Raw genomic sequence first — 20,149 nt, forward strand, 5'->3', positions numbered from 1 at the left:
TGTTGTGAGAAGGATTCTTTAGATGAGCGACAAATTCCAAGCCATGGGCATCAATCTGGACATCCTGCTCCAGGATCTGATTGATCAGGCATTTCTGGGTGGCCGAGTGGTCTCGATGCGCGCCATGGTGACCGTTCTTGTTCTCAAATACCGTAGCGAACTTAACCAGTTCATCCGGTCGGTAAATGGTGGCGAGATCCGCCTGAGCGAGGCCATCGAGCAGGCGCTTGATGTGCCGGAAGATCGCATGGATAGGGCTTTCGCCGAAGCGTGGGTGAGAAGCGCTATCGAGGACTACCAGTCCGTGCTGTTCCCGATGGATATTCAGGAGCGGCTGAATATGAATTACGTCGCCAAGGGCAACTGGGCTATCGAGCGAATCCCCTACACGCAGCTTACGCCAGAGCTCAGCGTGGCGATTGTGCGGATGGATGGCCTGAGCCTGATGAGAATCCCGCAAAAGCTTCAAGACACCAACATTGTCACGGCTGCCGTGACCCAAAACGGCCTGGCGCTTCAGTTTGTCGACCGTGAGTTGGTGACCGACGCGCTGTGCTTCGCAGCGGTTGCAAACAATGGCTATGCCCTGGCCGATGTCCCGATGGAAAAGCGCACCAAGCATGTCTGCATGACCGCTGTTATGCGTGCTGGCGGGGCCCTCCGCTCCGTGCCGGAAAGCGAGAAAACCCCGGCCTTGCTGGAGGCTGCAATTGACCAGGACGCAACCGCGATCCGCTTTGTGCCTCAATCGCTGCTGACGGAAGACCTGTGTCTTCGTGCTGTATCCAACATGGGTGTGGCACTGGGTTGCATCAACCGGGAATGGCGAACCCTGAAGGTCTGCCTGGCTGCGGTGAAGAAAGATGTCGAGGCAGCCCAGTTCGTACCACTGGTGATTTTCAACAGCGATGAATTCCGCGATGGCGTCGTTGAGATGGTGGGTGGTCGTGATCTGGCCGTGGCATTCATTGCTGAGCTAGCCAAGATGTTCGCAGAGGGCATTGATGGCTGAAGACCAGGGATTTGGCCTTGACGATATCGTTTTCTAAATGTATATTTCAGGTAGAAATCATATCTAAGAGGCCATCTTGATGAACGAGCAATCCCCTTTCGCTGACAGCGGCACATTCATCAAAGACACGCCGGAGTCGCTTGCGGGCCTGCTGATCAATGAGCATCGCGGGCTGCTTAACCGACTCATTCTTGAGCTGGACATGGAGGAGTGTTCCCTCCCCAGATTCTCATGCCCTGCCAGCGTTCGCGTCGGGGACAAGATGATTGAAGTGCCTCACGAGCAGCGCCTTGTGAACTGCGCCAAGGCGCTGGTCAACTACTGCAACCCTGCTGTCGAAAAAGAAATGATCAGCGCTGGCGGCTTCCTGCCAGAACTGTACTTCCGCCGCCAGTGCATCGACGTTCGCAATAACGGACTCCAGATTGAGTTCGTTAACGAGGACTGGATTGATTACTCGCTGGCCCTGGAAGCCGTGAAGGAAAACGGTCTGGCGCTTCGCCACATTCCCCATCGCCTGCATGGCGAAAACCTGCTGCTTGCAGCGGTTCGCAGTGATGGTATGGCGCTTGAGTTCATCCCTGAGCCAAGCCCTGTTGTCGTGACGGCTGCTATCCAGACTTCGGGCCGGGCGCTGAAATTCATCGACCCCTTGCTTCGCAACAGCCGGCTCTGCGAAGAGGCCCTGAAGAACTCGGGTGCTGCACTGGAGTTTGTGCCCAGTGACCTGAAGACCCATGAGCTCGTGATGGGCGCGGTGAGGATGGATGCCCTTGCAATCAAGTATGTCCCTGAAGGGATGCTTGAGGATGCCATCGAGCTTTTGCAAAACCTGCACACGGGCGAAAGCCCTGCTGCGTGGGTTCAAGAGCTGCCGCCAAGCATGCGTACCGAGACCATTCTGATTCAGGCCATCAAGAGCGATTTGCAGTGCGTGACCCTGGTGCCACCAGAGCTGCGATCCGAGAAGATCAATGACCTGATGATCGAAATGGTGAAGGCTGACGTGAATATCTTTCCGCTCATCCCCCGGCACCTGAAGACCAGGGAGCTGATTGATGTGGCGGTTGCGATCAATCCGGCTGCCAAGCACTTTGTCTAGGCAGACTTCGTGCTCGATGACTTCGCCTGTGAGCCAATGCCTGACGGCTCTGCTGAAAGGCCATTCACTCAAGCGTATCTCGATGAATGCATGCGCAAGCGTCAGGTGAGGCCAGGGATGTACGGGCAGAAGACGGCAGTCGAGTGCCTGGAAGCCTGCAAGGTTGCTCAGGAAAAGAAGATTCAGCAGGGCGTTGTGATTCGGTGCTCACAGAGCATGGGAAACGAGCTTCGACGTGAAGCGCTGATGGGCGATTTGGGCCTGTAGGAGTGAGCATGGACATCAAGCTGCCGATCAACCCGAGAGTGCGCGAGGCCATCGAGAAAGAGCTGGCCAATCCGACATCCGTGATCGTCAAAGACGTGGTCGGCAGTGAGGGCAATCAGCGGCAAGATACTCGCCTGCCACTGGTTGATGGGCTCTATCAGGATCGTGCTTTCATGCCCCTGGCGTGTTCAGCTTTCATCCTGAACTACCTGCGTTTTGATGCCGGCCTGCTGACTGATGAGCAGGCCGACAAGCTCTTGGCTGAAGCGCTCAAGCACTTGCGTGTTGCGCACCTGAAAGTGATCCATCCCCAGCTCGATATCGACGGCATGATCCAGCACCTGGCGCGTGATCGCTTCGAAAAGACGACAGATCCGGAGCTCAGGGAGCTGATCGATCAGAAGCGTGACCCCGAGCCCCTGCATCCCCGCAATACCGAGTTTTTCGAGATGCTCAAGGGCGTGCTCGTGACGCATGCCACGAAGATCGCGCCGATGGCCATTGCGCTGGGTCAGTCGAAAGGTCTTGTGCTGAAGCACCTTAAGAGTGTCATTGATGAGAGCCTGAATGCGCTCGACATTACGCCAGAGCGCTGCCCGCATATTCGCACCGGCTTTCTGCACTACTTCCTGATTGCATACCCTGATCTGTGGGGGCAGGAAAACGTCGAGCCTTACCATTTTCTCGGCGAGCCAATGATCCACATGTCAGCTTGGCGTGGCATGTGCGTCGACAAGGCCGTTGTTGAGAGTCAGGCAGGGAAGTCGCTGATTCGTCGCCCTGGCGGACAGATCCCGCGTGAGCTGGTTGAGTTCACACTGGACTACCTGACCGATATCGACCCTGATGTGCTCGATGCCCGGCACCTGTTGCGCGAAGGAACACGGAGCGCCGCTTGGTTGGATCGCTGTCCTAACCTCGAAGAGGGGCTTCCGATCATTGAGCGCCTGCTTTCCTACGGTGTCGTGCACCCGGCCCTGGAGCGCATTGAAGGTGTCGTAGGGAAGCTGTCTGAAGCAGGCAAGCGTGCGGCGCTGCTGTGCTACGCGAAAGACGCCAATGCCATCCCGGTCGAGATGGCTCAGGCCATTGTCGACACCGCCCCGGAGGCTTATGACCAGGCTTTCGCCCTGGTGAAGAAATTCGACGCCATTCATCGCCTGGCAGACCTCAAGTGGCCCAGTGATGAGCAGCTGCTGAAGCTTTCTCCGAAGAACAGGCGACTGCTGCTCGAAGGCGACTTGGGGATCTGACATGGCTCAGCTCCCCATCAACCCCATCATCCGTGCCCGCCTCGATAAAGCCCCACTGATCGATGCTGTCGAGCACAACATCAGGATGACGTATTGGTTCGAAAAGCCGCGCAACCGCATGTTGTTTCTGCGTGATGGCCTGATCGACACCCAGTGTTTCCCTGCGTTCTACGGGGCCTTCTTTATACTCAATCTTGAGCGCCATCTGGCCGGGGATCTCGACGAAGATCAGCTGGATAACTTCGTCAGCATCCTGCTCGATAACGCCCAGATCCCGTACCTGAAAGCAGTCCACCCCAAAGCCGATATCGAAGGCCATTTCACGGCCCTGCTGCGCGAGAGACGCAATAACTCCCGCAGTAGCTATCTCCAGGGCAGGCTTGACCAATACGGTCGGCTGCCGAGCTGGAGACGGGTGAGAAAGGGCGATCCACGCTATCCGATCCACGATCTAGTGATGCGCGATGGCCCCTTCTCGATTGCGCTGGGTCACAAGCCTGCTGTCGTGCTTGAGCAGCTGCAACAGGAGCTATGGAAAGCCGTGCTTGCCCTTGATGTGCACCCATCACGCGAGCAACCGCTTTTTGATCGCTACCTGGACAATTTCCTGATCGGCTACCCGGAGCTATGGCCCGTTGTAGGTGCCGATGCGAGCCGCTTTCTCGGATCTCCGATGCTCAAGCAGTTTGCCCATGAAGGGTTCTCGGCAGACAAGTCAGTGATCAACGGCCATTCCGGCAACCCCCTAGTCGGGAAAGGTGGCGAGCGGCGCGAGCAAGAACTTTCAGGCTTCGTCCTGGACTACCTGAGTGCCATTGATCCTGATGTGCTCGATGCGAAGCATCTGCTGCTCGATGGCTCCCGCAGCCATGCCTGGCTTGATCGCTGCCCGAACCTTGAAGATGGTCTCGATTTGCTCTCTCAGCTCTGCCATTACGGTGTCCCTCATCCAGCACTGAAGCGGATCAAGCAGGTGGCCACCAGGCTGCCAGAGGAGGGCCAGAAGGGACTTGTTCAGCAGTACCTGGATCACGGCAGTGCCGTCACCGAACGACTGACGCAGGCGATCTTCCAGGCTCAACCAGAGTTGTACGATTGGGCCCTTGAGCAGTGCCATGGCTATACCGCTGTGAAGCGTCTGGCGAAGATCAAACGACTCAGCGGTGAGCAGATTGGCAGGCTGGAGCCTGAAGTGAAGCGCCGGCTGCTGGAGGGCGACTTAGGTGTCTGAAGTGAATAAATATGTGCGCCTGATTCGGCATGGGGAAAGCAGTGCAAATGCTGGCCATCCCACCGACGATCCCTACCTGATCGACCTGACTGAGCTCGGTCGTCAGCAAGCTGCCGATGTCGCTGAGTCATTCCGAGAGCCACCGGATCTGATCATCCACTCTCCGATGCGCCGGGCAGTCATGACCGCGATGCCGACCATGCAGCGCTTTCCCGGTGTGCCAGTGCTGGATATGGATATCCAGGAATTCACTTACCTCGATCCCGTGCGCTGCCAAGGCACTACCGCCGCTGAGCGCAAGGCATGGGTGGAGGCGTACTGGGCCGCTGGCAACGTCGAGTCATACGACGATGGCTTTGACGCCCTTGATGCCCTTGCTGGCAACAAGCCCCGCTGTGAGAGCTTCATCGACTTCGTGGGGAGGGTTAATCGCTTTGCGGTCACACTGACCGAGGGCCTGGCGGGGTTTCAGCGAATCGCAGTGTTCGGCCATGGCCAGCACTTGCTCAGGACGCACATAGAGCTCACGCGGATCTACTGCGTTGACGGTCACGCGACGTGGGATGCAAGGTACATGGACAAGCGCGGCTATCAGCAGGTTGAAAGTGATATGCGGGCGTTCCCCTCGCTGCTGAGGGAGATGCACCTGGGCAACGCCGAGAGCGAGCACTGGCTACTGGATGCCCCTCACTGGCGAAAAGTGAGCGGCAAAGAAAATGGGTGGGCAAATTGATCAGTCTTCGCATCGCAACAAGCAGTCCCTCTTCGAGCGGGCCAATCGACGACCCCATCATGCTCTCTGCCCCGCACCTGGAATGCCCGGCTTGCGGCGAGCAGGAAGTCTACTTCGTGCCTGACCAGGAGGGCCCATGCCACTCCGGCAAGTACCGCAACCACTGGGCTGAAGGCTACTGGTGCGACGCGTGCGGCACCGATCTCGAAGAGTCCAAGTGATGTCGATCCTGAAGCTCACGAAGCATGAAGCGGAGATACTGGAGCACCGCCTGGAGTTCCTGGCAGACCCCGACAACGCCAGGGATGTGTTCGAAGACACCGCCCACGATCCCGAGAGCATCGCCACGTTTGCGGAACGCATGCTTGCTTCGCTCCAGAACGGCGGACGATCCATCGCTGTCGATCATCCAGTAGTCCTAGCCGTGCTCGATGACTGCGCGGAGGACGACACCTTTCTGGAGATGGCACGGGAAGCCCTCAATTCTCACACGCTCTCGCGACAAACTGCGTCGCGCTACCGCAGCGCGGCAGCAAGCTTGAAGTCAAAGGTCAGCTGGCTGCATAGCTGAGCCGGGAAGGGCGGCACAGGGCCTCGCAACTGCGGGGCTTTTTTGTGCCTGGTGGGGTAGGGCGGCTATGTCAGTTTTATGGATTTACAAATGTATATTTCATGTGTAGTATCTAGCGAGGCTCTGGAAGCCTGGCGAAATGTAAAAGCTAGCAGCGGGGTGTAGGAGATGAAATTTCAATTGATCGATGGGATGCTGTTCAAGGGGTTACTTTCAGTTGATATTTCAACAATAGATCTGCCCGCTGATATTAATGGCGATGAAATTATTGTCATTGGCATCCAGGAGATGCTTGCACGTGCCCGCACATCAAATCGCTTTATTGATCTTGGTGAACCGTCAGTGCAGATAGGCAGCGACATCAAAAGCCGAATTACTAATAGCCAGGCTGAAAAATACAAGAAGGGCAAAGAACTCCGCTGCTCCCCAGGCCTTGCCGCCAAGATCAAGCGAAAGGCTCTTGGCCAAGATATGGGCGTTTAGCCTCAAGGAACCCAGCCATGGCCAACAACATCTTCTCTACCATAGACCACATCGCCGCCACCCTGGTACGCGACCATCTCCCGTCCTTACGCCGCTTCATGCTCGCGGTCGATATGGGCGAGGTCGCTTGCGATGAGTACCAGCCATCCCCTGGCACCACCCCAGAATGCCTGCTCCGCTATGCCGAGTATTGGGCATGGGGTGCCACCCCTGGCCATGCGCGCAAGCTCCTGGAGAACTACCCCCTACCCGAAGCCCTTCAAGCCCAGCTGAACCAACAGGCCGTGCACAGCTCGTGGACAGATCTGTGTTACGTGCCCGACGAGATGAAGACCGAGGCGCTGATCGAGAAAGCCCTGGAGCAGTCCGGCTTCGCGATCCAGTACGCCCCAGAACCCCTCATTACCGAGCGCCTGGCGCTGCTGGCCGTGCGCCAAGACGGCACAAGCCTGCAACGCATCCCAGACGACTTACGCACGCACCAGGTGTGCTCTGAGGCCGTCCTGAACGACATCAACGCGATGCAGTACGTCCCTGACGAGATCCGCCAGCAGTTGCTGTAGAGCAGAGGTCGGACAGGAAAGGAATTGAGCCAGCCAGAGCCCCGCACTGCGGGGCTTTTTTTGTCTGCAATCGCCTTGACCGACTGTATATTTCCAGTAGTATTTACGGTATCGCTGGCGTGCGTGGTGCATGCCTGATCCGAGGAGCAGCACACTATGGCTTTCAACTATCAAGAAATGGCAAAGACTGAGCTCTCTCGTCATGGCATCACTCCGGACGCCTTGGTCGAGAGTCACCCTGGTCAGCTCAAGCGCATGGCGCTCGAACACGACATGGGGGAGATCAGCTTCCAGTCGTCCGTGGCCAGACAGCTGGCTGAAAGCGCGCCTGGTGATGAAGCGGGGCGGATGAAGGCGTATGCAGGGGCCTTGATTGAAGAGGCCACTCATAGTTATCCGCCAAAGGATGAATATTTCGGAGTGGATGTCGCAGGAAAGATGGGGGATACGCTTTCTCTGGCAATCCTTGGTGGTGAAATTTCTTACCCGATGGGGATAGACAAGAATGCCATCACTGAAAAAGTAGCGGTCGCGATGGTTACCGTTCAGCCAATGAGCATTCAGGTAGTGCCAGAGGAATTCCGTACCGCAGAGGTTTATTCAGAAGCGATCAAAAATGGTGGCGAAAGTGCGCTCATGTACATCGACAATGAAATCAAAAATCCTGGTGTTGACTATAACGACATGAGCGATATCCAGCGGGCAGTCGCTGACGCAATGGATGAGCGAGCCTCTTTTGAGTCCATGGTTAATGAGTTTGCAAATGGCAATGAGGAGGCTTTCAAGCTGCACGAACAGCTGAAATCCGGCGAGCTGGATGTCAGTGAAATGTCCAAACACCAGATGGGGATGCTAGCTGAGATCAACTGGGAGGTTGAGGTCACCGAAACCTTTGCAGGTCATCCTCTGGATGAAGCTATGTCCCAATCGACCCCCGGTGACAGCAGCTGGATGTCCGGCATGGAGCGCACAGCGACTGTTGAGATGGAAAGTCCTGGTGGGCTGAAACTGGAGTTCGGCATTCAGACTGATTCAAGCAATGGCTATGAGTCTGTAGAAACCCTGCGTGATTTCTATGACTGCACCGTAAGCGTCGACAACAACTGTGAGGCACTGATCGCTGGTCAGCCGATTGATCCGTCCGACATGGCCCAGTTGGTTCACGAACTTCGAGACAATTGGGAAGAGCATGCCACCCAGATGCTCAGTGAGATCCCTGAGCAGTACGAAGCCATTGCGGATCGCACCTTTGCTGATCTGGCCATCGACAACACCCTTGATGTCTCGCGCAACGAAGCCGGCGATCTGACCGTCAATTTCAGCGTTGAAGACCCGTACCGTGAAGTCGGTGTAGATTTCACGATGAAGGCTGGTGACCCGGAAAGCCTTACCCATGTTGATCAGGAGCCGAGCGAAGCGGGCATGTCGCTGGCAGAAACCTATGTCGCCGAGAATCAGGAGATGATCAGCAACGAGGTCGACAGCTTCAAGCTCCAGGAAGTCGGCCTGAGCAACGTCGAGATCGATCACGAGATGATCGAAGGCACCCAGGCGCACTTCGTGACTTTCGACAACCAGGGCGAGCCCGGCAGCGTTGGTCTGGACAGCGAAACTCTCAAACTCGACAGCAGCAGCCACGGATACGACAAGCTGAGCGAAGCCCAGGTTGAAGTGCTGTCCGAGAAAGTCGGCAAGCTGACCGAAGGCATGACCCCGCCAATGGGCGTCGAAATGGCCGAGCGCAAGGCCCAGGAACTTGGCGAGCTACTTGATAAGAAAGTTGAGTTTGAAAATTGGGGCGACAGCTTCACCCTCTACAAGGGCGAGAGTGCCGGCAACGTGAGCACTATGTATTTTCAGGGTAGCTACAGCTCTGCCAGCGAGCTCAACCAAGCCTTGGATGACAAGATCCTGGAAGCCCGCGAGAGCATCACCTTCGAGCGTGACGAACCCAAGCAGGAAGTCGAGCGCGAGCGCCACGAGGAAGAACCAGAGCGCCGTGGCATTCGGATGTAACCAGCAGCTGTAACCCCCAAAGCCCCGCACCTGCGGGGCTTTTCTTTGTCTGCAACCTGAAGCTGACTTGACAAGCCAGAAAAGAAATGTATATTTCAACGTATGGTGACTGTAGATGGTCACGGAGCCCTGCGGAGAAGCACGATCATGAAAGACTCGGCGATGAAAGTTGTTATGGCGTACCTGATGGTGCGGAAGGTCGTGTTTTTTATGGCTCGACCAATCTTCTATGTCATTTTTTTTGGAACCATTTTTGCGCTTATTGCGCTCCCAGGTGCGAAAAGCGCGATCAGCATTGCAACTGTTAATGCCGTCAAGATGATTCCGGATTTCATTAACTGGCTAATGCTTGGCGCTGGTCGAGAGCAGCCGGATCTGATGCTGATTTTCGTTCTTACGTGGCCAAGCCTGACTGTATTGGCCTGGTGGGGCATGGAGTGGATCACTGGGATTCGTTATTTGCTGAAGCGAAACAATCTCATCTGACTGTGATTACTCGACGCAACCAGAAATTCATAAAGCCAATTCAAGGGGAATGATCATGAACGGCGCTATCAGTGCATATTTGAAGGTAAGGAGCTGTGTGCTTTTCATGGCCAGCCCCATCTTCTACGTCATCTTCTACGTGACTGGATTTGCCCTGTCTGACCAGGGAGGCCTGATTGAAGCAGCCGTTGTTGGGATCTGGGGCCTGATGAAGGACTTCACCAGTGCCGTGTTCCTCGCTGGCACAGGGCCTGAGCAGAAGGATGTCCACCTGATACTGACCTTCCTGCTGCCGTCATTCATCGCGGCGACCTGGTGGGGCGTAGAAACAGTTACCGGCCTCAAGTCCTGGCTTGAGCGCAACGATTTCATTCAAGGAGCTCAATCATGAATGGCATTCACGCTTACCTGAAGATCCGCCGCTGTGTGCTTTTCATGGCCAATCCGCTGTTTTACCTATCTGCATTTGGCTTGGCGGTGATTCTGGCGCTGATCGGAGGTCGTGATGGCTTTACGACTCAGCTTGTTTTCGCGGTCTGGAACGGAATGAAGGCCGTCTCTGATTTCCTGTTTTTTGCAGGAACCGGGGAGCACACAAAAGATGCTCACATAGTTATGACTGTTGTGCTCCCATCCATCATTGCTCTTGCATGGCACTGGATGGAGAAGATCACTGGCATCCAGGCCCGACTCAAACAAAATGGCTTGATCCCGGAGTGATCAGATCCCAGCATGAGAAAGCCCCGCACTGCGGGGCTTTTTTATTTCCAGCCGTTTTCCAATCTTTAATTATTGACAATCAATCAAATTTAGTTTGATTTGATTAAGTATAACCGATTTCACTTAATTGGTAAGTTTATTACGCTTCAACTTGTTGAGATAATGAAAACATCAAAACAACAAAAAAGGTATCTCACCATGAAAAACCAAGTTCCTGAGTTAAGCGAAGATCTGATCCTGGACATCCTGAAGTCCATGGATGAAAACAAGCAACTGAAAAAAACTTCTGAGGTTGGCCTGCGTGAATCCGGTGTCAGAAACATCGGAATGAACGCAGTTGAACGAATCTCCTCTGAGATTGTGGCTCATTTTGCTGAAATTGCTGATCGCCCAGGCGTAAATCGTGACGCTTGCATCGCACGCTACAGCATTGAGCATACAGCGCTCAGCCTGATCAAAGAAATGCTTCCGGACATCTACTACAGGGCCATTGCCATCAAGCAGCGGGCTGAAAGCATTGCTGATGACTACGCCTGCAAGTGGGAAACAATTGGGCGTGAAATTACTAACAGCATGGAAGATATTATCTCCAGCGAAATGAAGGCCTGCTTGGATCAAATCACTGAAACACTTCCTGAAATCAAAAAGGCCAATACCGCTGTAGAAAAGACAAAGGCCACTGTTGATGGATTTATCAGCAAAGCCTCTGAAAAAGCAAAGGTCAATGGCATGCTCATAGATCTGAATCGCGAGGCAATAGAGTCGCTAAGGTCACTCAATTCCGTTATGGAGGCAGTTAGCAAGGATATTTGCAACGAGGCCGAAAGAATTGCATCGGTTAAATCTGATCCGAACTTGACAAGAAGGCTTGTTGAGGCTTGCGAGAGCATTTCGAATGATGCCATTTATAAAGCAATTTCAAAGGTCGAAGCATTTAAAACCACAGTGGATTCTCTTGATCCAATGGTAGGGTATAACTTTATCTTGAATCACGAAGACTCTTGCAAAAGAGGCGAGGAAGCTAGCAAGACGTATGATGACCTGAAAGAGCCAATTGCTGTGGTTGAACATTTTATAAATACAACCAAAAGCGCTGATGATGAAATGTCCATGCTGCTAAGAAAAATGAAAAACGTGCTTCTTAATGCACAGTTAGCAGCAGGCGAGCTTTCAGAGATGTAAAAATCTTGTGCTGATGAATAGCCCCGGAAACGGGGCTTTTTTATTGCCGCTAATTAAAAAGCAAATATACCCAAAAATACTTAATTCGTAAGATTGATCAGTGCAAGGATGGTTGCCAGAATAAAAGAATACGAAAACAAAAATAATTCTGGAGAAGACCATGAGTGGCAATCGAACTTATTTCTCACCGATACTAGATTTGATTCGATCCAACATGGTGGCGAGCGGTAAAAATTATGAAAAGGAAGTAAATGCGCTAACGAGCGAGTTCAACAAAGTGCTTGATGGCGATATCAGCCAAAAAGCTGTTGATGTGTTTGTTAACATCAAGACAGATCGGTTAAAGAGGGCGATGCTTGAATATGATATGGGCGAGATGGGAGTTGACTTGGAAGCTGCAACTGGTTGCCACCACAACGGGGACTTGGATGCGTTTGCCAGGTCACTTATCTTATGCGCAGAAATGCATATCATCCTAGAATTCATATCTGTTATTAATGATGTGGATCTGGTTAAGCATCCTGAGTTTGTATGCAACTACATTCCTCACGAGGTATTGGTAGAGACTGTTGTCGGCATGGCTAAAAAAGTGCCAAGCATCTCCAGATATCTATCCTTTTCAAGCCTTCTTGGGGAAAAATGCCAACAAAGGCTAGACAATATTTATTATGACTACTGCCTGGATTAAAGATTGCGAGTTTTAAATAATTGCTCTAGTGCTAGACTAATGACCTAAAAGTAAAATAAAACCAATGAGGAATTACCATGAACGACACGGCTGAAATACACACTGCCAAAAAGGCGGAAGAACATCAATCCACAAAGGATCTCGTAAAAAGTTTAAGGGCTCGCATAGCGAATTCAGTAAATGAATTTAAAGAGAATCTTTCCAGAAAAGCCAGCCCCGAATTGGTTGATGCTTTTTGCAGCACATACAAGCCGCAGCTTGGAAGAACAATGCTTGAATATGACATGGGTGAGATAGGCATTGACCTAAAAATTGAAAATGGCGGCCATCACGATGAAAGCCTGCGGATCTTTACTGGAGCACTCATTGAGGAAGCCAAGAGAGCTATCCTTTTGAATCTCGCTCCTCTTATTGGCGATGACACCAAAGCTCAAAGCAATGAATCTATTCGCAATTACATTCCCAGTGAGGTGTGGGGTGCGATTGTGATTGATATTGCTACCAGCAATCCAAGTATGGCTGGGTTTCTTAAGTTTTCGGAATCAAGATTCCTTGGTGATGAGTGCAAGAAAAAGTTAGGCGACATCTCAGTCAAGAATAGCCGTGACAATCGTTTATCGATTAATCAGTCGCCAAAAAAATATACAAGAAATGGTGTCGCAATGAAATACCATAATCCTGATGATCCTTCCCCAATGTGACTTCAGCCACCAAGTCAAAAAAGCCCCGAAGTCCGGGGCTTTTTTATGCCTGTGTAATTAGCCTCAAAATATACCCAAAAATACTTAATTCGTAAGATTGATCGGTGTAAGGATGATTGTCAGAATATAAATAGAAACGAACAATTAAGGCCAAATAAAATGTATAACGATCAAATCGAAATCAATGAAGCGAATGAGTCTGATGACGAGTTTTCCGCATACGCTCTGCTGAGCAAAGAAGAAAGGCTAAAGCACCTTGAATTCTTCAAGGCCCTGTTGCTGGCCGTGGAGAACAAGGCTGCAAAGCCCTTGGAAAAGAAAAAGGCTCGCAAGTAAGTCCCAAAACAAATACCTCCAACCTGGACAAATACCATGAACAACTCAAACAAACTTGATTACCTGGATGAACGCCTCTTCATCAGCGAACCCGAGAAAACCCTTGGCGAAGTCCTTGAGGACAAACTTGGAACCAGTGGCGTGATCACCTTGCAGCTGTTTGCCGGCAGTATGGCTACCTACTGGTTGCACGGGGCCACCAGTGAGTACGCCTTGCTCACGATGATCTTGGCGGGAACGGCAACAGTTGTTGGATTCAAAATCATCAAAGCCGTGGCAATGGATCTCTCCAGCCTGGTTTCAAAGCTTGCCAAGGCGTGACCCCAAGCAAGCCCTGACGACGCTCTCCATCCTCGCTATGATCAACGATCAAACGAGGAGGGAACATGATAGAGATCGAGCAAGGGCGCTATCGCCAGATTGCCCTGGCGTGCCTCTCCGAACACGGCATCAGCCCCGCTGTACTAGCCCTGGAAGCCTCGCCAGGGCTTAAGCGTTTTCGCCTGGACGTTGATATGGGTGAACTCGATATCGACGTGCCTGAAGGTGCTCCGGTTGAAGATCCTCTGTTGCCTTATGCCACTTCTCTCCTGACTCACCTCATTGCTTGGCCCCCGAAGGTCGAAGCTTACGGCGTGAACATCGCCGGGCTTATCGAAGAAGCTATCTGCTGGCGGGTGGGGCTAAATGAAGGCGTTGCCCACAAGCCAGACTGGTCTGCGCGCATTCACCGCGATACAGGTGACCACGAAGAGCGGGACATCCTGAGTTCAAGGTTCACTGCCCTGCGCGTGATCGAGCAGCTGCTGCGCGAGCTGCCGGTGGAGCACTACAGCTTCAGGGTCTGCGAGACCGCACTGATGACCGTCCTGGATTCACTCCAGCACATGCCCGTCGAGGTCAGGACGCGCGAGGTCTGCTTGCGTGCCGTTGAGCTCCACGCTGCGAACGTGTTGCATGTGCCGCACGAGCTGATGGATAGAGAGATGCTGGAGCGGATCGTTGAGATTCAGCCCTTCTCAATCACCTCCATACCTGACCGGCTGATCTACCCAGAGCTTGCACAAAAGGCCGTGGCAGGGCACCCATCCGTTGTCGTTTTTATTCCGGATAAATTCCTGACTCCAAAACTCATTGAAATGAAGTTTGAGGAAAAGGAGAGGGCACTTAAACGTCGAGGAAAGGCTGATTGCATTGACAATTAAGAGTATTTGGTAATATTCAGCCAAGTCCAACAAAAAAGCCTTTATTGTCAAGATGAAATAGCTACTACTCCATTCGTATAATAAAAATATACGAGGTAGTAGTTATGTCCAAAGAATATTCACTCCGCCGAATCCAAGCGAATCTTGATCCCAGCCTTATCGGCTTCGGGATGATCTTTCTTGGCGAAGAAGGATTAAATAAGGTCATATCTCAGCTTTACGACATCCGGGATGAAATCAGCCTGGGCTTGTCTAGAGACGGCTGCTCATTCGATGTCTTTACTCGGGGTAGCTCGATCTTCTCGGTTAGCAACCTCGTCAAAAACAAAGAATTTAAAAAGAATCTGGAAGTCAGCATTTTTGACATCGCGGACTTCTACAGAAGAAAAGACATTGATTTCTTTAATGAGCGCATGGAAGAGATCAAGGATTATCGAATTGTGGGGTTTCTGGTTGGTCGTGGCTTCATTGATGAGGCAGATGCCTTTCAGAAAACGTCTTTCACTCGAAACGATCTGATGGCGATTGAATTCCAAAGCTTCGCTAAACAGCGCGCAGCACTGCGCAAAGAATCTGCTGTATCCATTGCTTGCTAAAATAATAAAAAATAGGTGAATAAAATGAGTACAACCAATGATCTTGTCAAAACATCGCTTCAATTCAGTGGGGAATTTGCCAGACTGATAGCCCACTTTAATGGGTACGGCCTTCTTTTGGATGTGACCAAAGAGCTATTTAAGGTTAAGGGTGAGCTGGAGTTCAGATCCTCGCCGCATCATGATAACTTCGACATTTGCGTTTCAAGCGAAGAGGCATTCAGGGTGAATAGTGAATTCAAAAACTTCGATTGGGATGCACTCTATGACTCAACATTCAAAAGCTATCGCGAATTGAAGCAAGAAAAGCCCGATGAGTTTATGGGCAGGGTTTCCTCTCTACCTGTTGAGTCAGCATACGCCTTTATCAAAAGAAGGATCGTGACTCCGGATGAGCTATTTGACGCCAATCCCGATCTGGTCAAGAGAATGGCGGCTCTCGACTTGGTTGAAATCCCTCGCTCACGGATGAACGAAGGGCGTCCAAAGCTAAGGCTCATGTCATTTGAGCGCTGATAAAACACCGCTTGACAGATGTATATTTCACCCTATATTGGAGGCTAGAGGAATCCACCACCAGATTGGAGCTTCACGATGAGCGACGAGGAAAATGGCCTGTACGAAATATCAGATGCGGATTACTCGCGCATCCGGCAGGAAGATCGGAAGGTGGTAGGGATTTTCGCCAGGGAGTCCCGCAAAGCTGATGCCACGATGCGAGAACGGGAAAACACCCTGATCGATCTGCTGTACGGCCTGATCGGTGAAGGCCCGGATCTTGAGCAGAAGCTGCTGTTCGAGGCCCAGGAGAAGGGGCTGAATTACCAGGGCACGCTGAATGCCCTGATGACCGGCAAGGAGAACTTGCTGGACTTGGGCGACAAGCGCAGCGATGAAGAGGTGAAAGCCAATATCGAGCGCCTGGAGCAGCGAATCACAAGAGCCCGTCTGGAAAAAGATCTGGACGCCTAATGCGGGGTAACACCATGAAAATTTTGATGAAGATTGCTGCAAACCAGCCAATTCTCTTGGCGATTCTGGTTGCCTGGATTGTATTGGTAACTACAGCCTATGACCGTGATACGAATAATAACTTCATTGGCACAATAGCCCTTTGTGCTGACTGGATAGTCCAGCTGGTTATGTTGGGGAGTGCAGAAAGCCTACCGCTCGTTCGATTAATTCTGCTTGGCGGTTTCCCCATGTTCTTTTTCATGATCCCTGCGTACATCATTCTGAATATCCGCAAAAACCGGAGTGCTCGCCATGCGAACCCCTAAAGTGGCGGATGTGACGGGCATGGAGCGCGACATCTATGAGCAGGCTCGCAATAGCGCTGTTCGGCCTGAAGATGATCAGGAGGTCTTGAAAGAGATATGGAGGGTACTCATGGAGCATGGCCATGCGCCAAACAACCAGACCCATTTGCAGGCTTGCCTGATCATGTCTGAGTGCAAGCCAAAGCACACTCATGAGAAAGACGGTGAGCGCCTGGTAGCCTTCATGCCCTTCATCAGCGGCGACTTCTCCAAGGACTTCGCCTGCCGCCTGTTTCTCAAGAGCGAGGCGGATCTGCTGAAATGGTACTCGACCAGGCACGGTGTGCCGATTGAGCAGCTAACTGCAACGTATGACCATGAGGGCAAAAGCAATCCTCTGACAGGTTGGGACAACCGCTTCGTTTTCATCTGCATTCCCGGCAGGGAAGACCAGCCGGTGGGCATCCTGGACGGCGACTTCCCCGAGCCTGAGCTCAAGAAGCACGCCAAACCAGTCAAGCCATCCCGTCATCGGGAGGAGCAGTTGGAGATGTAGCCTGCCTTTTTATCGCCCTTGACAAAATGTATATCTCCGTTATATTCGAGTAACGGAACGTCAGTGGAGCGGTCAAATGGACAGCGTTGTGCGGTGGGTAAAACTGGGCCTGAAATGGGCCCTTGTTGCTATCGGGGTTCTAATCTCCTGCCTGGTGCTGATGGTCTGGACATCTGATCCTGTCAAGCCCAAACCCCCTGTTCGCTTCAAGCAGGAAAATCTCTTCAAAGAGGATTCCATCCTGCACTTCGTCTCTGAGCAGCTAAGCCTGATTGCACCTGGGCAGCTGATCTACCTGGTGCATCGAGAAGAGGGGCGACCTGCATTCCCAGCAGAGCTAAAAGACCCGGATCGAGAGGATCTGCGCTTCTACCTGAGTGATAAATATCGGTGGGGCGGGCCTGGCCACAGCGAAGGCGGAATACTGAACGGCTACGTTCAAAGCAGCCTGGTCAACAAAATTAATCTGTGCGCGATCAATCTCAATCCCACCAACTTGGACAAGTCAGCCGGACTGCGCAATTTAGGTGTGCAACGACACAGGTTTATGGTCATCACTCACGAGACCATTCATTGCGGTCAAGCGGCGGCACTGCACAAGATGGAAAACCGCTTCAATGCTGTGATCAATCGGCTCATTGATGAGCAGGACTTTGTTGGCAATCGTGAGAAGTTATTGGGTCTCTCCAGCATTGTCTTTATGGAGTCGTTTGTCGGGGCCTACTACCTGACCAATGCCCAGCAGCCTGGTCAAAGCGTGCTGCTGGACGAAATCTCTCTCGACGGTTGGAAGAGCGAGCTGAAGGAGAGCAAGTGGCGGGGTTATGCCGGTAGCTTCGCGGCTATCGCCAAGCGCTGTGCCAAGCCGGGTGATTGCTCGGCAAACCTGGAGCAGCTCAATGCCCAGTTATCCAGCGATCCCGCTGTCATGCGCGCTGTCGTGATGGATGCCATAGCGATCACCAAGAAATCGCCGAACTTCGCTCGTGCCAAATAATGGAGGGATCTATATGTACCGTGCACGCCGTGAATGGGCCTGGAATGAGCAGGCAGAGCAGGTGTATCAGGAGAAGAGGCAGAGGCTGGCAGGGCAGGGCTACGTCACCGACGAAGACGTCTGCCGGTACTTTGCTGAGCGTGGCGTAGAGGGTGTGGAGCCGGTCGACATCAGGCCAATGATGCTCGATGCGATCACGGCCAGCCCGCTTCAGCGCGTGCTCTCATCGCTGAGCTAAACACCAGGCAAAGAAAAGCCCCGCAGTGCGGGGCTTTTTCATGGACGGTCGCTTACTGGCCCTGACTCTGGCTCTGGCCTTGGCGTGCGCTGATGAACTTTTCTGCGTCTTTAGCGTAAGAGCGCAGCGTAAGCTCTGGCGCCGAAAAAAGACCGAGCAGCACCAGGTCTTTCATTACAAGGCCATCACCGCCCATGTTCGTGAAAACCAGCCCGCGAAGCTCGACAGAGGGTCGCATGTAGGGCTCAGCGGCGTAGTCGAAAACGACTAGGGAGTGCTGGTGACGATGAACGATCATCACGTGATCCGACACGCCGTAACTGCGGGCATCGTCCAGCAAACCCTCGATCTGGGCCTCAGTCAGAGACTCTTCGCCGTCCTGACCAAAAATCACAAACGGGAAGAGCCCTGAAACGAACGGGTTGTTGTTCAGGGCCTTCAGGTCGCTGGAGAACTTCAGGCTCCGCTCTGCTCGCCCAGCATCACGACCCGTTGAACGCAGCTCATCCTGCTGGTCGCGGATGAAGCCGGGGAGGCGGGCGATCAGGTCTTCCAGGTCTTGAGCGTACTTCGCGATGTCCATCGTGTATCTCCGGGTAGTTGACGAAGGATATAATATGAGATATACATTCTCACGTCAACCGGAAAACACCGGAATCACTTAGCGCGAGGCTCGCCATGCTGAAGAAAACCCTGATCGTAAGTGCCCTGATTGCCATGACCGGCTGCTCGACTTTTGCACCGTCGAAGTGCGAAACCCAAGCCTGTAAAACCGCTGACATGATGGCCGACAAGCTCAATGAGCTGGCCAAGACTGGCACTCGCTACAACGATGCAGTGGCCTTGGCCGGTGCCGTGGCCGATGGCCCAGATGTCAACGTGACCATGCACCTGACTGGGCCGAACATCGAGAAATTCAGCCAGGCCATCGTCGAGAATCCCGAGCTCGACAAGCAGATGAAGCGCGACATGCTCATGGGCGTCACCCTGATGAACTGCTCGATCCCGGCGTTCCGTGAGTTCCTGAAGGTCGGTGGTTCGATCAGCTACGAGATCAACTACGAGAAGACCCAGGAGCAGTATTTCGAGATCGAGATCGATGAGTGCCCGAGCGCCTGATTCGATCCAGCGGGCCGACCTGGTGTTGGCCCTTCACTCAGCTTGAAAAGGACGCCCTGCCATGAAAATTCGCTACTACGTCTGCGCTATCGCGCTCTTCAATGTGATGCAGGAGATGGGCCTGGCGAACTTTGATCGCGAACAGGGCGTCCTGCTGTCCCCGAAGATCCCCGAAGACCACATGCCCCTGGCGATTGAAGCTGCCGAGGCCTACTGCAAAGTCACTCGCTGGCTGGGATATGCCGCTGAAGCCGCTCGATTAGTCTGTTGCGGCCTGGCGGTTCACCTCATCACCCAACTTTTCTAGTCGATAGCTACAAAAAAGCCCCGCACTGCGGGGCTTTTTCATTGCGTCCTGGTCAAGCATTCGGGCACTCGCGCATTACGTTTTGATAGAAGATCACGCCGTCGCGCTGAAGCTTGATCTCGTGACGCACAACGCCACCGGCCTTCAGAAAGTCGCGATAGAGCGGGGAGCTGCAAACCACCTTGACCACTTCGTCACGCGTCATCCGTTGCGAAGCTGCATTCTGCTGCGGATTGCCCATGATCTCGCGGTACGCCGCATCACTCTCATCGCCATAGACCAGGGCTTGCACGAGCAGCTGATGGCCCGACAGAGACACCTCACCCAGCCGAATGCCCATGTGATCTACAGGGGTCGAACGCTTCACCAGGGTACTCCCCAGCTGGCACACCTGGTCACAGCTTTCCGCTTGAGCCAGTGCGCTCGCTACCAACCCCAACACCCCAACCCACACCATCTTTTTCAGCATGATTCATGCTCCTGACTACCTGTTTGAGAAAAGTATAGCCGCTTGCCATTGCAATGTAT

General features: G+C 53.0%; 30 protein-coding genes. 28 read left to right on the forward strand and 2 right to left on the reverse strand.

Annotated features, from left to right (window positions below; genetic code table 11):
* Window positions 1-22: 22 nt before the first annotated feature.
* From F3I62_RS18865 to F3I62_RS18990, 26 genes are all read left to right on the forward strand, one after another.
* Window positions 23-1,012: a DUF4116 domain-containing protein gene (locus F3I62_RS18865; RefSeq protein WP_160491189.1), complete on the forward strand. Its 990-nt coding sequence runs from the start codon at window positions 23-25 to the stop codon at window positions 1,010-1,012.
* A gap of 79 nt (window positions 1,013-1,091) precedes the next feature.
* A complete protein-coding gene (locus tag F3I62_RS18870) occupies window positions 1,092-2,114 on the forward strand; it encodes a DUF4116 domain-containing protein (RefSeq protein ID WP_160491190.1) in 1,023 nt (340 codons plus the stop codon).
* A 9-nt stretch (window positions 2,115-2,123) separates the two neighbouring features.
* Window positions 2,124-2,381 carry a hypothetical protein gene (locus F3I62_RS18875; RefSeq protein ID WP_160491191.1) on the forward strand — a complete coding sequence of 86 codons (258 nt, stop codon included), beginning with the start codon at window positions 2,124-2,126 and terminating at the stop codon, window positions 2,379-2,381.
* 8 nt (window positions 2,382-2,389) lie between these two features.
* On the forward strand, window positions 2,390-3,634 hold the full coding sequence (locus F3I62_RS18880) for a hypothetical protein (protein WP_160491192.1): 1,245 nt from the start codon (window positions 2,390-2,392) through the stop codon (window positions 3,632-3,634).
* Between the two features lies 1 nt (window position 3,635).
* Entirely contained in the window at window positions 3,636-4,865 is a 1,230-nt protein-coding gene (locus F3I62_RS18885; RefSeq protein ID WP_160491193.1) for a hypothetical protein, read from the forward strand.
* Complete coding sequence (locus F3I62_RS18890) at window positions 4,858-5,598, forward strand: histidine phosphatase family protein (RefSeq protein ID WP_160491194.1); 741 nt, start codon at window positions 4,858-4,860, stop codon at window positions 5,596-5,598. The genes F3I62_RS18885 and F3I62_RS18890 overlap by 8 nt, the downstream gene beginning before the upstream one ends.
* Before the next feature lie 220 nt (window positions 5,599-5,818).
* Window positions 5,819-6,169, forward strand: coding sequence for a hypothetical protein (locus tag F3I62_RS18895; protein WP_160491195.1), 351 nt, complete (start codon window positions 5,819-5,821; stop codon window positions 6,167-6,169).
* 168 nt (window positions 6,170-6,337) lie between these two features.
* On the forward strand, window positions 6,338-6,652 hold the full coding sequence (locus tag F3I62_RS18900; protein WP_160491196.1) for a hypothetical protein: 315 nt from the start codon (window positions 6,338-6,340) through the stop codon (window positions 6,650-6,652).
* 17 nt (window positions 6,653-6,669) lie between these two features.
* Complete coding sequence (locus F3I62_RS18905; RefSeq protein WP_160491197.1) at window positions 6,670-7,215, forward strand: DUF4116 domain-containing protein; 546 nt, start codon at window positions 6,670-6,672, stop codon at window positions 7,213-7,215.
* A gap of 156 nt (window positions 7,216-7,371) precedes the next feature.
* Window positions 7,372-9,231: a hypothetical protein gene (locus F3I62_RS18910; protein WP_160491198.1), complete on the forward strand. Its 1,860-nt coding sequence runs from the start codon at window positions 7,372-7,374 to the stop codon at window positions 9,229-9,231.
* A gap of 147 nt (window positions 9,232-9,378) precedes the next feature.
* On the forward strand, window positions 9,379-9,717 hold the full coding sequence (locus F3I62_RS18915; RefSeq protein ID WP_160491199.1) for a hypothetical protein: 339 nt from the start codon (window positions 9,379-9,381) through the stop codon (window positions 9,715-9,717).
* 106 nt (window positions 9,718-9,823) lie between these two features.
* Window positions 9,824-10,108 carry a hypothetical protein gene (locus F3I62_RS18920; protein WP_160491200.1) on the forward strand — a complete coding sequence of 95 codons (285 nt, stop codon included), beginning with the start codon at window positions 9,824-9,826 and terminating at the stop codon, window positions 10,106-10,108.
* The gene (locus tag F3I62_RS18925; protein ID WP_160491201.1) at window positions 10,105-10,437 is read left to right on the forward strand and encodes a hypothetical protein; all 333 of its coding nucleotides are present in this window, start codon (window positions 10,105-10,107) and stop codon (window positions 10,435-10,437) included. The genes F3I62_RS18920 and F3I62_RS18925 overlap by 4 nt, the downstream gene beginning before the upstream one ends.
* Before the next feature lie 198 nt (window positions 10,438-10,635).
* Entirely contained in the window at window positions 10,636-11,619 is a 984-nt protein-coding gene (locus F3I62_RS18930) for a hypothetical protein (RefSeq protein ID WP_160491202.1), read from the forward strand.
* Between the two features lie 160 nt (window positions 11,620-11,779).
* Window positions 11,780-12,307 (forward strand): hypothetical protein, encoded by a 528-nt coding sequence (locus F3I62_RS18935; protein WP_160491203.1) that lies wholly within the window; start codon window positions 11,780-11,782, stop codon window positions 12,305-12,307.
* A gap of 77 nt (window positions 12,308-12,384) precedes the next feature.
* Entirely contained in the window at window positions 12,385-13,008 is a 624-nt protein-coding gene (locus F3I62_RS18940; protein ID WP_160491204.1) for a hypothetical protein, read from the forward strand.
* A 159-nt stretch (window positions 13,009-13,167) separates the two neighbouring features.
* Window positions 13,168-13,344: a hypothetical protein gene (locus tag F3I62_RS18945; protein WP_160491205.1), complete on the forward strand. Its 177-nt coding sequence runs from the start codon at window positions 13,168-13,170 to the stop codon at window positions 13,342-13,344.
* Between the two features lie 36 nt (window positions 13,345-13,380).
* Window positions 13,381-13,665: a hypothetical protein gene (locus F3I62_RS18950; RefSeq protein WP_160491206.1), complete on the forward strand. Its 285-nt coding sequence runs from the start codon at window positions 13,381-13,383 to the stop codon at window positions 13,663-13,665.
* Between the two features lie 65 nt (window positions 13,666-13,730).
* Window positions 13,731-14,549: a DUF4116 domain-containing protein gene (locus F3I62_RS18955; protein ID WP_160491207.1), complete on the forward strand. Its 819-nt coding sequence runs from the start codon at window positions 13,731-13,733 to the stop codon at window positions 14,547-14,549.
* Window positions 14,550-14,653: 104 nt separating this feature from the next.
* Window positions 14,654-15,145, forward strand: coding sequence for a hypothetical protein (locus F3I62_RS18960; RefSeq protein ID WP_160491208.1), 492 nt, complete (start codon window positions 14,654-14,656; stop codon window positions 15,143-15,145).
* A gap of 24 nt (window positions 15,146-15,169) precedes the next feature.
* Complete coding sequence (locus F3I62_RS18965; protein WP_160491209.1) at window positions 15,170-15,661, forward strand: hypothetical protein; 492 nt, start codon at window positions 15,170-15,172, stop codon at window positions 15,659-15,661.
* Between the two features lie 78 nt (window positions 15,662-15,739).
* On the forward strand, window positions 15,740-16,117 hold the full coding sequence (locus F3I62_RS18970; protein ID WP_160491210.1) for a hypothetical protein: 378 nt from the start codon (window positions 15,740-15,742) through the stop codon (window positions 16,115-16,117).
* A gap of 14 nt (window positions 16,118-16,131) precedes the next feature.
* Window positions 16,132-16,425 (forward strand): hypothetical protein, encoded by a 294-nt coding sequence (locus tag F3I62_RS18975; protein ID WP_160491211.1) that lies wholly within the window; start codon window positions 16,132-16,134, stop codon window positions 16,423-16,425.
* Window positions 16,412-16,960: a hypothetical protein gene (locus tag F3I62_RS18980; protein WP_160491212.1), complete on the forward strand. Its 549-nt coding sequence runs from the start codon at window positions 16,412-16,414 to the stop codon at window positions 16,958-16,960. The genes F3I62_RS18975 and F3I62_RS18980 overlap by 14 nt, the downstream gene beginning before the upstream one ends.
* 76 nt (window positions 16,961-17,036) lie before the next feature.
* Complete coding sequence (locus F3I62_RS18985; protein ID WP_160491213.1) at window positions 17,037-17,957, forward strand: hypothetical protein; 921 nt, start codon at window positions 17,037-17,039, stop codon at window positions 17,955-17,957.
* Between the two features lie 13 nt (window positions 17,958-17,970).
* Window positions 17,971-18,195, forward strand: a complete 225-nt coding sequence (locus F3I62_RS18990; RefSeq protein ID WP_160491214.1) for a hypothetical protein — start codon at window positions 17,971-17,973, stop codon at window positions 18,193-18,195.
* A 52-nt stretch (window positions 18,196-18,247) separates the two neighbouring features.
* Here the strand turns inward: F3I62_RS18990 and F3I62_RS18995 are convergent, their stop codons facing one another.
* Window positions 18,248-18,778, reverse strand: a complete 531-nt coding sequence (locus F3I62_RS18995; RefSeq protein WP_160491215.1) for a hypothetical protein — start codon at window positions 18,776-18,778, stop codon at window positions 18,248-18,250.
* Window positions 18,779-18,873: 95 nt separating this feature from the next.
* On the opposite strand from F3I62_RS18995, the gene F3I62_RS19000 reads away from it, so the two are divergent.
* Entirely contained in the window at window positions 18,874-19,314 is a 441-nt protein-coding gene (locus tag F3I62_RS19000; RefSeq protein WP_160491216.1) for a hypothetical protein, read from the forward strand.
* Between the two features lie 61 nt (window positions 19,315-19,375).
* Window positions 19,376-19,621 carry a hypothetical protein gene (locus F3I62_RS19005; protein ID WP_160491217.1) on the forward strand — a complete coding sequence of 82 codons (246 nt, stop codon included), beginning with the start codon at window positions 19,376-19,378 and terminating at the stop codon, window positions 19,619-19,621.
* 52 nt (window positions 19,622-19,673) lie between these two features.
* Here F3I62_RS19005 and F3I62_RS19010 read toward each other — a convergent pair whose 3' ends face one another.
* Entirely contained in the window at window positions 19,674-20,090 is a 417-nt protein-coding gene (locus tag F3I62_RS19010; protein ID WP_160491218.1) for a hypothetical protein, read from the reverse strand.
* Window positions 20,091-20,149 lie beyond the last annotated feature (59 nt).

It is taken from the genome of Pseudomonas sp. R-28-1W-6, assembly GCF_009799925.1.
Classification (GTDB): Bacteria; Pseudomonadota; Gammaproteobacteria; order Pseudomonadales; family Pseudomonadaceae; genus Aquipseudomonas.